At 38.3% G+C, this 15435-nt stretch carries 16 protein-coding genes and 1 other annotated feature; of the genes, 4 read left to right on the plus strand and 12 right to left on the minus strand.

The features are described 5' to 3' along the window. Nucleotides 1-54: 54 nt before the first annotated feature. The 6 genes from NKR74_RS21645 to NKR74_RS21670 form a co-directional block, all read right to left on the minus strand. Nucleotides 55-630: a permease gene (locus tag NKR74_RS21645; protein ID WP_253630798.1), complete on the minus strand. Its 576-nt coding sequence runs from the start codon at nucleotides 628-630 to the stop codon at nucleotides 55-57. A gap of 99 nt (nucleotides 631-729) precedes the next feature. Continuing rightward, a complete protein-coding gene (locus tag NKR74_RS21650; protein WP_253630799.1) occupies nucleotides 730-1287 on the minus strand; it encodes a TetR/AcrR family transcriptional regulator in 558 nt (185 codons plus the stop codon). A 3-nt stretch (nucleotides 1288-1290) separates the two neighbouring features. After that, on the minus strand, nucleotides 1291-2013 hold the full coding sequence (locus NKR74_RS21655; protein ID WP_253630800.1) for an MBL fold metallo-hydrolase: 723 nt from the start codon (nucleotides 2011-2013) through the stop codon (nucleotides 1291-1293). Between the two features lie 222 nt (nucleotides 2014-2235). Next, nucleotides 2236-4020 (minus strand): acyl-CoA dehydrogenase family protein, encoded by a 1785-nt coding sequence (locus NKR74_RS21660; RefSeq protein ID WP_098308873.1) that lies wholly within the window; start codon nucleotides 4018-4020, stop codon nucleotides 2236-2238. 181 nt (nucleotides 4021-4201) lie between these two features. After that, a complete protein-coding gene (locus tag NKR74_RS21665; RefSeq protein WP_098308875.1) occupies nucleotides 4202-5377 on the minus strand; it encodes an acetyl-CoA C-acetyltransferase in 1176 nt (391 codons plus the stop codon). A 15-nt stretch (nucleotides 5378-5392) separates the two neighbouring features. Continuing rightward, a complete protein-coding gene (locus tag NKR74_RS21670) occupies nucleotides 5393-7774 on the minus strand; it encodes a 3-hydroxyacyl-CoA dehydrogenase/enoyl-CoA hydratase family protein (RefSeq protein ID WP_098308877.1) in 2382 nt (793 codons plus the stop codon). 261 nt (nucleotides 7775-8035) lie between these two features. Between NKR74_RS21670 and NKR74_RS21675 the strand changes: the two genes are divergently transcribed. Both NKR74_RS21675 and NKR74_RS21680 read left to right on the plus strand, forming a co-directional pair. Then, complete coding sequence (locus NKR74_RS21675) at nucleotides 8036-8182, plus strand: YuzL family protein (protein ID WP_090916082.1); 147 nt, start codon at nucleotides 8036-8038, stop codon at nucleotides 8180-8182. 83 nt (nucleotides 8183-8265) lie between these two features. Beyond that, the gene (locus NKR74_RS21680) at nucleotides 8266-9105 is read left to right on the plus strand and encodes a D-alanyl-D-alanine carboxypeptidase family protein (protein ID WP_098308879.1); all 840 of its coding nucleotides are present in this window, start codon (nucleotides 8266-8268) and stop codon (nucleotides 9103-9105) included. A gap of 24 nt (nucleotides 9106-9129) precedes the next feature. On the opposite strand, the gene NKR74_RS21685 is transcribed toward NKR74_RS21680, so the two are convergent. From NKR74_RS21685 to NKR74_RS21695, 3 genes are all read right to left on the minus strand, one after another. Further along, the gene (locus NKR74_RS21685; protein WP_098308881.1) at nucleotides 9130-10047 is read right to left on the minus strand and encodes a proline dehydrogenase family protein; all 918 of its coding nucleotides are present in this window, start codon (nucleotides 10045-10047) and stop codon (nucleotides 9130-9132) included. Between the two features lie 391 nt (nucleotides 10048-10438). After that, complete coding sequence (locus tag NKR74_RS21690; RefSeq protein WP_098308883.1) at nucleotides 10439-10684, minus strand: YusU family protein; 246 nt, start codon at nucleotides 10682-10684, stop codon at nucleotides 10439-10441. A gap of 158 nt (nucleotides 10685-10842) precedes the next feature. Beyond that, nucleotides 10843-11145: an MTH1187 family thiamine-binding protein gene (locus NKR74_RS21695; RefSeq protein WP_090998954.1), complete on the minus strand. Its 303-nt coding sequence runs from the start codon at nucleotides 11143-11145 to the stop codon at nucleotides 10843-10845. Between the two features lie 355 nt (nucleotides 11146-11500). Between NKR74_RS21695 and NKR74_RS21700 the strand changes: the two genes are divergently transcribed. Next, nucleotides 11501-12130 (plus strand): adhesin, encoded by a 630-nt coding sequence (locus NKR74_RS21700; RefSeq protein WP_253630801.1) that lies wholly within the window; start codon nucleotides 11501-11503, stop codon nucleotides 12128-12130. Nucleotides 12131-12423: 293 nt separating this feature from the next. Here the strand turns inward: NKR74_RS21700 and NKR74_RS21705 are convergent, their stop codons facing one another. Continuing rightward, nucleotides 12424-12612, minus strand: a complete 189-nt coding sequence (locus tag NKR74_RS21705) for a hypothetical protein (RefSeq protein WP_253631214.1) — start codon at nucleotides 12610-12612, stop codon at nucleotides 12424-12426. A 52-nt stretch (nucleotides 12613-12664) separates the two neighbouring features. On the opposite strand from NKR74_RS21705, the gene NKR74_RS21710 reads away from it, so the two are divergent. Continuing rightward, the gene (locus NKR74_RS21710; protein WP_253630802.1) at nucleotides 12665-13423 is read left to right on the plus strand and encodes a TrmB family transcriptional regulator; all 759 of its coding nucleotides are present in this window, start codon (nucleotides 12665-12667) and stop codon (nucleotides 13421-13423) included. 22 nt (nucleotides 13424-13445) lie between these two features. Here the strand turns inward: NKR74_RS21710 and NKR74_RS21715 are convergent, their stop codons facing one another. Both NKR74_RS21715 and NKR74_RS21720 read right to left on the minus strand, forming a co-directional pair. Further along, nucleotides 13446-13619: a hypothetical protein gene (locus NKR74_RS21715; RefSeq protein WP_253631215.1), complete on the minus strand. Its 174-nt coding sequence runs from the start codon at nucleotides 13617-13619 to the stop codon at nucleotides 13446-13448. 104 nt (nucleotides 13620-13723) lie between these two features. Continuing rightward, nucleotides 13724-15031, minus strand: a complete 1308-nt coding sequence (locus NKR74_RS21720) for an APC family permease (RefSeq protein WP_253630803.1) — start codon at nucleotides 15029-15031, stop codon at nucleotides 13724-13726. Nucleotides 15032-15094: 63 nt separating this feature from the next. After that, nucleotides 15095-15332: a binding site (T-box leader), on the minus strand. Between the last annotated feature and the right edge of the window lie 103 nt (nucleotides 15333-15435).

The following is a 15435-nucleotide window of genomic DNA, read 5'->3' on the forward strand; positions in this document are numbered from 1 at the left end:
TGTATACACTAAAAAAACCTTAGGATTGCTTCTAAGGTTCCCTCTTATTCATACTCAAGCCGCAAAGCCAACTACATCTGTAATTAACGAAAGAATTAATAACACAACTACTACACCGCCGGCTACTCTTGCTATAGATTTCTTTTGTTGCTCTACACTCGAAACAACATATCGAAAGTATGATATACTACCTAATGCAATAAGAATACATTCCAATGCGATACTAATAGCTGGAAATCGCCACAACTCAAAACCAAGCATAGGTAAGTCTCCGAAATTCCCTGGAAGTAATGGCAAATCAGCACGATGCACAAGTAAATCAAGGATCCAATGACTAAAAACTACCGCTCCAATAACAAAGCCACTTCGTCTTCCCCAAAACTTCATACCCACTATTCCTGCAAAAAAGGCAATACACAGTGCTCCTATTAAAGAGTGTGAATAATCCGCATGAATCACTGCTTCACCATAGCCATTACCACCAATAGGTTCTATTGTCTCTACTCCTAAAACATAAAGCGGCACAAAGATGACGTCCAATAGTTGTGTGCTTAACATGAGAGCCCAAAGCGGTATTTTCGGTGACTTTGCCTTCACTGCTGCAGCTAAGCCAAAATGTCCTGCAAACATTTCACTTCACATCCTTTTGCACTTTCATCTCTAACAAGCCGCAACCTACTGTAAAAAGAAGCATGAACAGCAAAAAATTCATGTTTTCTCTCCCCTTATTTATTCTTTTATTACATGTAGCCCTTTAATAAACGTTTCCAGTAATAAATGTAAACTCACATCTAAATCCAGCGGCAATCCAAATCCACCTTGCTGTTCAATCGACGCAAATCCGTGACAAATACTTCTTAATCCACGCGTCGCATGGAGTGCTTTTTCACCCTCTAAACCATAGTGTTGTAAAACATGAAGGCAAAGCTCTACAATTCCATCTCCTGCTTGTTGTACTTCTTCATCTCGTAAAAAAGTTGCTTCATACAATCCAGGATGTTTTCGGACAAACGACACGTACGCTTCTCCCAATGCATGAATTGCTTCATCCATACTTTTACCCTCTACCGCCTCTTTCAGCTCCTCATGCAGCTGCTCTATTCCATAAACACCAAGGTTTTTTCGTACGTCTTGTAAACCTTTCACATGATTATATAGAGAGGGAGAGCGTATTCCTAGCCTTTGCGATAATGACGCTAATGTTACTTCTTGCATTCCGTTTACATCTGCGATTTCTGCTGCTGTATCGATGATTTTCTGTAATGTAAGCCCTATTCTCGGTGACATAAATTAACCTTCTTTCATGCTTTCTATATTTCGCTTTGCTTCCTCAATCGCACGGTCTATTGCCGCGGCTGGATCCTTTATCATTTTTCCATGTCCTGCTGCAAGTAAGGAAGACCCATATTCTCTTAATCTCTCTGCACTCTGTAATGCTACTTCTTTACTCCACGTTGCCATCGCAGGAAACGGGAACCAAAATTTCATTTGTCCTGAAACGGCAGTGCCTCCTCTTGTTTGAAATGCATCTCCGACAATAAGAGTGTTATTTCGCGTATCAAGAAACGACATGGAACCTGGTGTATGTCCCGGTGTCATAATCGCAAGAAGCGATCCAATTCGATCTCCATCTTCTAATAAAACATCTGGTCTTGTCTTTACTTTTTTAGGTACACCGCCTTTTATTGGCGTATTTGGTTCATCTCTTTGTAATGTCGTATCTCCTTCTAACAAACGTGCGTCCCGCTTTGAAATATAAACAGGAACATCAGGAAGTACTTCTTTTAATGCATCTAGCGCACCAATGTGATCATCATGTGCATGTGTTAATACAATATTAGTAATCGGCTTTCCGATTTTTTGAGCTGCTTGTAAAATGCCTTTTGCGCTATATGGCAGCGCCGCATCAATTAAAGTTAAACCGTCTTCTTCCTCCACAAAGTAACAATTCACAGGAAACACTCTTGGCAAAAATGACAATTGATATACCGTTTTCTCATGCATCATTCTCATATTTCCAGCTCCCTTTTAAAAACTAATGATATTAGTTTTATTATACTAATGGTATTAGTTTTTGTCACTAAAAATTCCATTTTTGGGCAAAAAAAAGGCAGGAGTCGCTCAACGATTCGCATGTTGAACATCATCGAAACGCCGATAAATATACTACTTCCGCCGATATATCGATGAACACGAAAAAAGGAGCCGCTCTAAACGACTCCTGCTTTTTACATATTAAACTGTATAACGCTCATCCTCTAACACTTTCGCCGCAATTTCACGTTTCTTCGGAATTACGTTAAGCGGTGTGTGACGAGTAAATTTACGAAGCGCAGATAACATCATGCGCAGCATATCGCCATTTTCTACAGCGATAATTGTTTCTTTCGCATCTGCTTCGATTTGATTGAATGCTTCTTGGCAGAATACTTCAGTGTATAGAACTTTTTGTTTGTTTTTCTCAAGGCCAGTTGTTTTAATTGCTTTTTCTGTACGAAGAACTACTGATTCCATTGCGTATAGGTTGCTTACGATATCAGCGATATTCACAAGAACTTCTTGTTCTTTATCTAAAGCTTTACCATACTTTTGAACAGCTAATCCAGCTACCATTAAGCCGATTTTCTTCGCATTCTTCACTAAATGTTTTTGCAGTGCTAATGGCTCATCGCCTACTTCTTCCGGCATCATCATCATTAATTCTTCTTGTAGTTTTTGTGCTTTTTCGAGAAGTGGTAATTCACCTTTCATTGCTTTACGCAGGAACGTACCTGGTACGATTAAGCGGTTAATTTCATTCGTACCTTCGAAAATACGGTTAATACGAGAATCGCGGTACATTCTTTCAATCTCGTACTCTGCCATAAATCCGTAACCACCATGAATTTGAACACCTTCATCTACTACGTAATCTAATACTTCAGAACCAAATACTTTATTTAAAGAACACTCAATTGCATATTCAGCAATAGAAGCTGCTACAGCTTTACCGTCTTTTACTTCTTCTTCTGATAATGTACTCATACGGCTTTCAAATAAACCAACTGTACGATATACAGAGCTTTCTGCTGCATAAATTTTTGCTGCCATATTTGCAAGCTTCTCTTGAATTAATGGGAAGCGAGCAATTGGCTGCTTAAACTGCTGACGTTGATTTGCATATTGTGCTGAAATTTCTAAAGCACGTTTAGCCGAACCAACTGTACCAACACCTAATTTATAACGGCCGATATTTAAAATGTTAAATGCGATTACGTGACCTTTCCCAATTTCACCAAGCACATTTTCTTTTGGCACTAATGCGTCTTCTAAAATTAACGTACGAGTAGAAGAACATTTAATACCCATTTTCTTTTCTTCCGGGCTTGTGGATACGCCAGCGTATTCTCTCTCTACGATAAACGCTGTGAAATGTTCGCCATCTACTTTTGCGTATACAATGAATACGTCAGCGAAAGCAGAGTTTGTAATCCACTGTTTTTCACCGTTTAATACATAGTGTGTACCTTCCGCATTTAAACGAGCCGTTGTTTTTGCTCCTAATGCATCAGATCCAGAACCTGGTTCAGTTAATGCGTACGCAGCTAACTTTTCGCCTGTTGCTAATGCAGGAAGATATTGTTTCTTTTGCCCCTCGTTACCAAATAATACGATTGGCAACGATCCAATCCCTACGTGAGCACCGTGCGTAATCGCAAAGCCGCCCGCACGCGAAAATTTTTCTGCAATTAACGCAGAGCTAACTTTATCAAGGCCAATGCCGCCGTACTCTTCTGGTACATCAGCACCTAATAATCCAAGCTCACCTGCTTCTTTTAATAAACGAACGGAACGATCAAACTCATGCTGCTCTAAATATTCAAGCTCTGGCAGTACTTCATTTACGATAAAGTCCTCTGTCGTTTTCGCGATCATTTTATGCTCATCTGTATAATCTTCAGGTGTAAACACTTGATCAATTGTAAAATCATCAACTAAAAAGCTGCCGCCTTTTACTGCACTTCCTACTATTTTTTCCATGAAAAATTTCCTCCTTCATATTTTCATAGGCTGCTTCTCTTGTTGTGAGAGAAGCTAGCCCTCCTTTGTTTGTTTTTATACCCTTTAGTCGCTTCCACTCTTTATCTATCTAGTTTCACTTTTATTGAATCCAGTTCCAGCGGCTAGAATGTTCGGTGGCTTCGCTTCCACTTTTTATTTTTTACAATAATTCAAACACTCCAGCAGCACCCATTCCGCCACCAATACACATTGTCACGATGCCGAACTGCTCATTACGGCGCTTCATTTCATGAATAAGAGATAATGTTAATTTCGCTCCTGTACATCCAAGTGGATGTCCAAGTGCAATCGCTCCGCCGTTTACGTTTACTTTTTCCTCATCTAGTCCAAGTTCGCGAATAACTTGAATCGATTGAGAAGCGAATGCTTCATTTAGTTCAAATAGGCCGATATCAGATAGTTCTAAGCCTGCTAATTTTAACGCTTTTGGAATCGCTGCAATTGGACCGATTCCCATTACTTCTGGCGGTACACCAGCTACTGCGAAGGAGCGGAATTTTCCAAGCGGCTTTAGTCCGTCGCTTACTGCTTTTTCACGATCCATCAGTAGTACTGCTGCTGCGCCATCGCTCAGTTGCGAAGAATTGCCAGCTGTTACTGAACCGCGCACGTTAAATGCTGGTCGTAGTTTCCCAAGAATATCTAACGTCGTATCTGCTCTTACACCTTCATCTTGTGAGAACACAATTGTTTCTTCTTGTAATTTGTTATTTGCCGAAACAGTGCGAAGTGTTACATCCACCGGTACTGTTTCATCCACAAACTTTCCTTCCGCTAATGCTTTTGCTGCACGCTGATGGCTTCTTACTGCAAATGCATCTTGCTCTTCACGGGAAATTCCATATTTCACTGCTACTTGCTCCGCTGTATGTCCCATGCTCATATAATATTCTGGAGCTGCTTCAACAAGACGGTTGTTCGGGCGAACAACGTGTCCCATCATCGGCACTAAACTCATAGATTCAGCGCCGCCAGATAATACTGCTTCCGAATGCCCAAGCATAATACGCTCTGCACCAAAAGCAATACTTTGCAGTCCAGAAGAACAGTAACGGTTAATTGTAATAGCCGGAACATTATAAGAAAGTCCTGCTAATCCACCAATATTACGCGCCATATTTAAACCTTGCTCTGCTTCTGGCGTCGCACAGCCAAAAATTAAATCATCAATTGGACCGTCATAGTTATTCGCACGTTTTAATGTTTCTTTTACAACTAATGCCCCTAAATCATCAGGACGTACTGTTTTTAATGATCCTCTCTTCGCTTTCCCAACTGGCGTTCTTGCCCCTGCAACAATAACAGCTTCTCTCATGAACACTCGTCCTCCTTAGTTACGTAATGGTTTTCCTTTTACAAGCATGTGCTGCATTCTTGCTTGTGATTTCATTTCGCTCACTAAACTGATAAATGCTTCGCGTTCCACATCTAATAAATATTGTTCATCAACTTCTGTTCCATATGGGATTTTTCCACCAGCAATGACATATGCGAGTTTTTTCGCAATGTGTAAGTCATGTTCGGAAATATAGCCAGATAAGTGCATTGCTTCTGCCCCAAGCACGAGCGTTGCATATCCTGTTTCACCGACAACTGGGATCTTTTTACGAATTGGTGCTTTATAGCCCGCTTCATATAAAGCAAGTGCCTTTTGTTTTGCATCATATAGTAAGTGATCGCCATTGACGCTAATACCATCTTTATCGCCTAAGAAGTTATGAGAAGCTGCTTCTTGTGCAGATGTTGAAACTTTCGCCATCGCTACTGTTTCAAACACTTTATTTGCAACTTTTTGCAGGTCAAACTCAACACCGTTTGCCATTTTATTCAAATGTTTAATGTATAACTCTTTGTTACCGCCTCCGCCAGGGATTAAACCAACACCGACTTCTACTAATCCCATGTACGTTTCACTAGACGCTTGAATGCTAGCTGCCGGTAAGCAAACCTCTGTACCGCCGCCAAGTGTCATCCCATAAGGCGCTGCCACGACTGGTTTTGAGCAGTACTTCATTTTCATCATTGCATCTTGGAAGTTTTTCACGACCCACTCAATTTCAAAATAATTGTCATCTTGCGCTTCCATTAAAATCATCGCAAGGTTCGCACCAACGCAGAAATTCTTCGATTGGTTTCCAATGACAAGTCCTTTATAATTCTTCTCAACTTCATCGACAGCGTAATTAATCATTTGCGTAATATCCATACCGATTGCGTTGCTCTTTGAATGGAATTCTAAGCAAAGGATGCCATCGCCTAAATCAATAAGGCTCGCACCGCTATTTTTCTTCAGTACGCCATTTTTCTCTTTCAGTTGTTTTAGAGAAATTGCCTTTTTATTACGAACGATTTGTTTATATTCACCGTTATCATAGTAATAGCTCTCACCATTATCATGTTTATAGAATGATGTAATGCCTTTCTCGATCATTTCTTTTACCCACGCTGGAACAACTTGACCGTCTTCCTCCATTTTCTGAACGGACTTCTCAACGCCAATTGCATCCCAAATTTCAAATGGTCCTTGCTCCCAGCCAAAGCCCCATTTCATTGCATTATCAATTGCAACAATATCATCAGCAATTTCTTTCATAAGCTTTGCTGAATATAGAAGAGTTGGCGTAATAATGTTCCATAACAATTCGCCAGCGCGGTCTTTTGCGTATACAAGCGCTTTCAATTTGTTTGCTAATCCTTTTTCCTGTTTACTTAATTCAACAGAAGCCGCGTTCAAATTTTTACGAGCCTCGTATTCCATCGTTTCAGGATTTAACTCTAAAATCTCTTTTCCTTGTTTTAAGAAGAAGCCTTGACCTGTCTTACTTCCAAGCCATTTTCGTTCTAACATGTCGTGCATGAAAGCTGGCACTTTGAAGACTTCACGCTCTTCTTCTTGTACGTTTTCATATACGTTATTTGCAACGTGAACAAACGTATCTAATCCGACAACATCTAATGTGCGGAACGTTGCACTTTTCGGACGACCAATTAACGGACCTGTTACTGAATCTACTTCGCCAATGCTATAACCGCGTTTTAGCATTTCTTGCAGCGTTACAAGCAGTCCGTACGTACCGATGCGGTTTCCAATAAAGTTTGGTGTGTCTTTTGCAACAACAACACCTTTTCCAAGTCCATCTTCGCCAAATAATTTCATGAAGTCTAACACATGAGGAGCCGTTTCTTTTGTCGGTATAATCTCAAGAAGTTTTAAATAACGTGGAGGGTTAAAAAAGTGCGTTCCCAAGAAGTGTTTTTTGAAATCGTCTGAACGCCCTTCTACCATTTTTTCAACGGAAATACCCGATGTATTTGAGCTAACAATAGAACCTAACTTGCGAACAGCGTCTACTTTCTCAAATACTTTCTTTTTAATTTCCAAATTTTCAACAACAACTTCGATAATCCAATCAACGTCAGCAAGGCGTTCCATATCATCTTCCATATTGCCAGCTTCAATTAACGTTAAGTTTTCTTTCATTGTAAGAGGAGCTGGTTTTTGCTTTAACAATTTTTGCAGCGCTCCGTTACTGAAACGATTTCGTACACTTTTATGTTCTAATGTAAGTCCCTTCGCTTCTTCCTCTTTTGTAAGCGTTGGCGGTACAATATCAAGCAATAATGTCGGTATACCGATGTTAGCTAAATGCGCAGCAATTCCAGAACCCATTACACCAGAACCAAGAACTGCAGCCTTTTTAATTTGGAACATCCAATTCTCCCCCTTATTCTTGAATGAATGCTCATTCAATTTTTCGACAAACGTCGCAATCTATGAATGAGCCTCTACTAATAAATATATGATATTGTTTAAATTTTCGCAATATATTTAAAGATAAAATTTTCTGAACTTATTTCTTTTTTATATTTTGGGCATGATATGTAGTGAACTTCCTTTCTTAAAACACCTTCTCCTAAAAAGGTTAGTTACACTTTAAAAATCCATAAAATTGATCACACGGAGGCATAACTTATGGCTAAAATTAAGAAAAACCCATCAAAAGCAGGTATTAGTTCTACAAGCGTAACAGGAAATGCTGGTCCAGTTGATCGCGGCATCGAAAAAGGCCGACAAGGAAACAATCAGCAATATAAAAAACAAAACATGGGTGAAAAATAAGAGTACAACTATAGGCAGCGAACGTGGCATAATGAAAAATAGGCTATATCGCTGCCTATTCCATACATAAAAGAGGGTACAGAATGAAACGAACGATTACACTACTTGTTATTACTGCTACATTATTTATTGCGATGATTTTTTCCTTATATGCGCACAGACAAAAAGTAGCCAGAGCTGCCCAGCCTGATATATACGGAAAGTACGGCGTGACAATTGATGCAAATACAGGAGAAGTTTTATATGGAAAACGTGAACATGAACGCTCCTACCCAGCAAGTGTAACGAAAATGATGACTGCTCTTCTTCTACTAGAAAATGTAAAAGAAGATGAAGAAATTACCGTTACAGAACATGCAATAAAAACAGAAAGCCAAAGTAAAAAAATTACACTACATGCTGGAGAAAAGCTAAAGCGCGATGAGGCATTAAAGTTGATGCTTGTTATTAGCGCCGATCCAATCGCTGAATCGATCGCAGAACATATCGCCGGTTCCAAAGAAAAATTCGCAAAAATGATGAATGAACGAGCAAAACAGCTCGGAGCGACACATACAACGTTTAAAAATGCAAGCGGGGCTGATGCGCTTGGAAATAAAATTTCACCATATGATTTAGCACTTATTACAAAAAAAGTATTAAAGTATCCAGAAGTCTTACAAGATATGAATACCATTCATACAACTATACATACATCCATGCAAACGAAAAAAATCGCAAACTATGGACGTGAAGAACTGTACGCTGATCCACATGCGATTGGAAGCAAAAGCGGTCTTTCTACATTAGCAGAATATACAGTCGCTACAGTAGATGAGAAAGACGGGAAAAGGGTTATTACCGTTGTCCTCTCTTCTGGCCGCAAAACACTGTACCCTGATGCAAAAAAGATGGCGGACTATGCTTTTGAACAATTAAAATAACCAAGGAAGTTTAAACTTCCTTGGTTATTTTTTAACCATTCCTTTTAATACGAATGCTACGTTAGCTGGACGTTCTGCTAAGCGACGCATGAAGTAGCCGTACCAGTCGTTTCCATATGGTACATACACGCGCATTTTATATCCTTCTTTCACAAGCTCAAGTTGACGCTCTGTACGAATGCCGAATAACATTTGGAATTCAAACTGATCACGAGAAATGTTGTATTCTTCAGCAAGTTTTTTTGTATATTCAATAATTGCATCATCATGTGAAGCGATTGCTGTATAATTACCATTTAATAAGTGCGTTCTAATAATCTTTTTATAATTGTCATCTACATCTTTCTTCTCTGGGAATGCAACTTCTTCAGACTCTTTATACGCCCCTTTTACAAGACGTAAATTTGGATGATACGCATTCAAATCATCTATATCTTTCTCTGTTCGATATAAATACGCTTGAATTACTGTACCAACATTATCATATTCTTCTCTTAATTTCATGAAGATATCAATTGTTTTTCCGCAACGTGAATAATCTTCCATATCAATTGTTACAAACACACCGTTTTCTTTCGCTGCATCTAAAATACGGCGCATATTGTTCATAACTAAATTTTCTGAGATATCTAAACCCATAGAAGTCATTTTTAATGAAAGCTGAGAATCTAGCTTTTCGCGACCGATTGCACGAATCGCTTCAATCGATTCATCCGCCATTTCATTTGCCTCTGCTTCGTTATCAACAAATTCCCCTAAATAGTCGATCGTAACGCAAAGGTTTTGTTTGTTTAAATCTTTAATTGCAGCTACTGCTAAATCAATTGTTTCCCCCGCAACAAAGCGTCCTGCTCCAAAACGTAAACCGTATTTTTTCGCTAGTTTTGTTAACGCTTTATTTTTTGATAAAAACAAGAAAGAATTACGCATTAATTGTTCCATGTATTTCACCCCTATGACTGTACTTTGTCTGTTTTTTACCCCTCTTCTAAATTATATCATTGTTTAAAATTATTTGATACAAATAATTATTTAGATAATTAACATAATAATACAAGAATGTATGTATAATTGAATTTTAAAAGGAAAAATACGAAAAAAATTTTTTCGACATACAGAAATTTCGGGGGATGGGTAACAATATAGTAAAATGCCTTCTTCAAAAAATAATTTCGACAAATGCTTTTTAACATCTTCTCCTCTCTATAAACACTCCTTCCATTTCATATAAAAAGTGGTATACAGATAAACAAACATTATATAAAAATAACTCATATGCCTATTCATCAAAAATAAGAAAAGACCACTTATACAAGTAGCCTTTTCCTATTTTTCACTTATTTTGTCTATGCTCATCATTTCGCTTTTTAATTTCTGTAATTAACTTTACCATCTCTTCTTTTGCATCTGGATACGTTTCATTCCAATGCTTTACAAGAGCTGGCATCGTTTTAGCAATATACGAATATAACGCCCATTTCTCAACCTTTTGTTTATATTCTTCGTTGCTCTCTCCTAATAATAGCTCTGTATACTTCTGTAGCAAGCCGTCAAACTGTTCTTGAAATTTGTCACTCATCCCTCTAGCTCCCTTCTCATTTCTTCATATTTGATAGTAAATAAATTTAAAGATAGAAACAATTTTCTTGTCCTACTTTTTTAAGTCATATTAAAAAAGAAGCAGCCTTATTTCGCTGCTTCTCCTATTCGGGCAGTAAAATCCCGATTAGTTCCACTCTATAACTTCGACTGTACAGACTGTAACTTCTTCTCCATGGAGCTGACTTTATCACGGCGGTCATCAACACGAATATTTGTTGCTACGCGACCTGCGCCTTTAGAAAATGGAACTTCATGCATTTGTTGAATGACTTCAAATAACACCGGAAGTTCTCCTTCAATAATTGTATTCATTGGTGTTAATTGATACTTCACGCGATCTGCATTTTTCTCAAGTACTTTTTGTATTTCCGCTACATACTCACTTACACTTGTAGTGCCTGTTCCAACTGGAATAATGGTAACATCAACAATTGCCATTTCTGTTCACCTCTTCTGTAGATTCTTTACTATTGTACAAAATTTTCTCCATAACTAAAAATATATCGGCGCTTTTCACGATATATCGGCGGAAGTACGGCATTTATCGGCGCTTCGACACAATATAAAGACCTTCCGACAATATACGACAGAAACTCACCTAAAAAAATGGCTGCTCGTAAAAACCCGATTGGTTCAACTAACCATCAGTGGGGGATGCCCCCCACTGATGGAAGTTTTACTTTATTTTCCCAGAATATGCTTATCTACCGTAACTCTTTTCTGTCCGCCCTGCATATATTGATATGACTTCTGCAAGAAATCGCATTTTCGCAACTTTGAAAGGAAGTGGATTATGAAACGTTTATTTATTACCTTATTATTAGCAGGAAGTCTTCTGCTAGGAACAACAGCGTGTGAGAAAGAGAAAGACAAACCAACTTCTTCTCCTCCAGTTGAAAAGCCAGTTCCACCAGAACAAATACCAGCCCCAGCTCCTACCCCAAACCCACAACCTGCTCCTCAACCGGGCCAACCTAATCCACATCAACCAGCACAAGCTGAGACAACTCGAACTATCCAAGAATATGTTTCCACTTTTAACCGTCTTGGAAAGCCATCCGGATATAACTTAGGAAATGTTAAGCTATTCACAGAGGATCAAGCAACTGTTACGTACAATGGAACATTCAGCAATGGTTTAGGATTTGGCATGACAATTTATAAATCTAACGGCAATATCGGTGCTGTTGCTGTTGTCGGTTCAGATGTTTCTGAACAAGACACTTCAGCCTTTTATGCAACGGTAGGTCTTGTTATTTTGAGTTTAGACCCTTCTCTTGGTCAGCAAGGTGTTATGTCTATTTTAGAACAACTTGGATTAACTGATCGTACATCTCATCAATATACAACACAAGCTATTGGCGGGACATTAATGGTAACAGAAAGTAACGGCATCCTCACATTCCAAGCTGTCCATAATTAAATATGAAAAGAGTTACAATCTCAATATATCGGTGTTTTTCACGATATATCGGCGGAAGTGGGGCATTTATCGGCGCTTCGACACAACATAAAGTGAAACTTCCATCAGTGACGCTTTTCTCACTGATGGTTAGTTGAACCAATCGGGCTTTTATGGGCAGTATTCTTCCCCGCTCTTCCCCAGCCTTTACTGCCCGTTAATGCGGGATATCGACCTTCCGACAATATACGACATGAATACGCCCCAAAAAACATTCAAAAATGGCTGTCGGGAAAATCCCGACAGCCTAAAGTTCAATTTTCTATTTTAAACTGTTCTACTCGCTTTTCCAAATCGCTCATTTCTACTATTAATTGCTTCATCGTTCCTGACACTTTTTCTAAATGAGATACCTGTGTTTCTGTCGCTGCATTAACTTCTTCTGATATAGCTGCCGCTTCTGTTTCAATCACAAGAGAAGAAGCTTCTTCCCTTGTATTCACGAAGAGAGTTCCTTATTCTTAAGAAAGAAGAAATTTTCGTTCAGGAGGAACTATGTTACAAAGATTCGGTTTTTCACAATATGAAAGTCAAGCATACGAAGTCCTCGTTTCAAGCGAAGAGCCGCTTGATGCAACGAGCATCGTGAAATATTCTGGTGTTCCGAAAGCAAAGATATACGAAGTATTGGCACGTCTTATTGATAAAGGCATGGTGATGGATTCTGTTTCTGAAAAGAAAAAACTATATATCGCCTTGCCGCTGCAGCTTGCTATCGAAAAGTTAACCGCAGAATTTCAATCAAATATTGAAGAGTTACAAAACAACGTATCGAAAAAAATATATACAGATGACCGTGTTTGGAGCTTAAAAATACAGTCTTCTATTCATGCGCAAAGTAAACAACTTGTGCAGGAAGCAAAGAAATCCATCCGTATGTCTGCATGGAATGATACGTTCCTAGAATATATGCCGTTATTAGAAGAGAAGAAAAAGCAAGGTGTAGAGATAGAAGCACTTGTTGTAGGGAATCTTGATACAACACTAGAACAAATTCACCTTCTCATCCCAACAGAAGAACATGATGCACTTGAACGCTTTTTACTCATCATTATCGATGATCATGAAATTTTATTTGCAGGTGTTGAGCAAAACTCATGGCAAGCAATGAAAACAATGTCTCAGCCATTCGTTAAATTTTTCACAGAATTTTTCTATCATGACGTTGCCCTTGCGAAAATTACAGAAAAGCATCATGATTTATTTATGAACGATGAGGAAATTCGAAGCATATTAATGAAATTACGTTATTAAAAAAACGGACATGTATTCCCACTCATGTCCGTTCTTCATTTTGATTCTTTATATCCGATAACAACGAAATAATTTGTTCATTTTGTTTTATTTGTTCTTCTGAGTTTATATAAATAAAACGAATCCATCGAAACACAAAGGCAAGCAATGCAAGTGGTGCAATCATAAAGATAAATTCGACAACAGACGTTAACACTGTAAACACCTCCTTTTAACAACATATTCCACAATCTCTTTCAACATCCTTGCACAAAAAAATAGGCATCTCCAAAAGATGCCTATTTCAAAATTCATTATCGACTAACTTACCTTTTTCTTATTCAAATACCAATACACTGGTAATCCAGTTAATACGATACCAATTGACAAGAAACAACTGATTGGATCATTAATAATCGCACTTCCAATTACAAAGAATGATCCTAAAATTGCTATGATTGGTACGATTGGATATAAGGGAACACTATATTCACGCTTTTGTCCTGCATTACGTTTTCGTAAAATGAATACACCGATAAATGTCATCACATAGAAAATATAAATAATAAATACGGAAATCTCGGACAATTTATTCGGGTCACTTACAATCATTAAAATAATACCAAGTAGAATCTCTACAAAAATTGCATTTGCTGGCGTTTTAAACTTATCATTAATTTTTGCAATAAATTTTGAAAACGGTAGCTGACCAAGTTCTGCCATTGATACTGGAATGCGTGGGAATGTTAAAATTTTTCCATTTAAACATCCGAAAATTGAAACGATAACCCCAATACTAATCAATTTCCCACCGTATTCACCTAATAACATTTCAGCCGCTTTCGCTGTTGCATTCTCACTAAGTGCAACAATTTGCGGAGCTGGTAACACTTTTAATAATGCCATATTAATCAACACATACGCTGCTGTTACTACAAGGATTCCAATTGTCAGCGCTTTTGGCAACAGCTTTGTTGGATTTTTCATTTCACCGCCGATAGATGCTAGTAAAATCCAACCATCATATGCAAATAATGTTGCCAAAATTGCCATCCCAATACTTTGATTTGCGGACGCTGGTACAACGACGTTAAATATATCGCTGTCCCCTTTCCAAAACCCCATCACAATAATAAGTACAACCGGGATCATTTTCCCAACTGTTGTCACAGTTTGAACAATACCCCCATACTTTGTTCCAACACTATTTACAGCACCAAGAAATACAACTGTTCCAATCGCGATTGGTAAATTCCACACTTTATCAATATGGAAAAAGTTTAAAACTAACGAACTAAAATACAATCCTAATGTTCCAATAATTGCTGGTCCATATACAAGTGTTTGCATCCATCCAGATAAATAACCCCAAAATCTTCCGTAAATCTCTTCTAAATACGTATACAAGCCACCATTTTTCGGAATTTGCGCCCCAATTTCTGCAACAGTTAAACCACTTGCTAAGGTCAAAATCCCCCCTACTACCCAAGCAAAGATTGCCATGTTAGAACTTCCTGCGTAATCCAGTACCTTACCTGGCTTCATAAATACCCCAGAGCCGATAATTGTTCCGACAACGATTGATAATGCGACTGTTAGGCCAATTTTATTTTTGTCATCGTGATGCATACTGCGTCTCCTCCCTCTAATCCTAGTTTGATCTAAATAAAATAAAAAAACACTCCTCCCTAAAAAAGGGACGAGTGTTTGATTCGCGGTTCCACCCTTGTTCCAATTGACACGAAGACACAAAGCGCCAATTGCTCAAGTTTCAGATAACGGCTGTTGCCGGCAAACAATTACTAGATGTTCGTTCACTGCTGCAGTTCAAAGGTGGTAAACTATTCTTTCGTATTAGGAAGCTCACAGCCTCAGGCTTCCCTCTCTGAGAATCGTAAAAAATAGATCATGTCCTTATCAATACTTTTGTCGAATGTTGTTGTTACTGTTCATTATATTGAATTTTTGAAAAAATGCAAGAGTGTTTTATATTACACACACAAATTATATCGGTATAATATAACAGATACAAC

Origin of the sequence: Bacillus sp. 3103sda1 (assembly GCF_024159135.1) — a bacterium.
In the GTDB taxonomy this organism is placed as follows: domain Bacteria; phylum Bacillota; class Bacilli; order Bacillales; family Bacillaceae_G; genus Bacillus_A; species Bacillus_A rhizoplanae.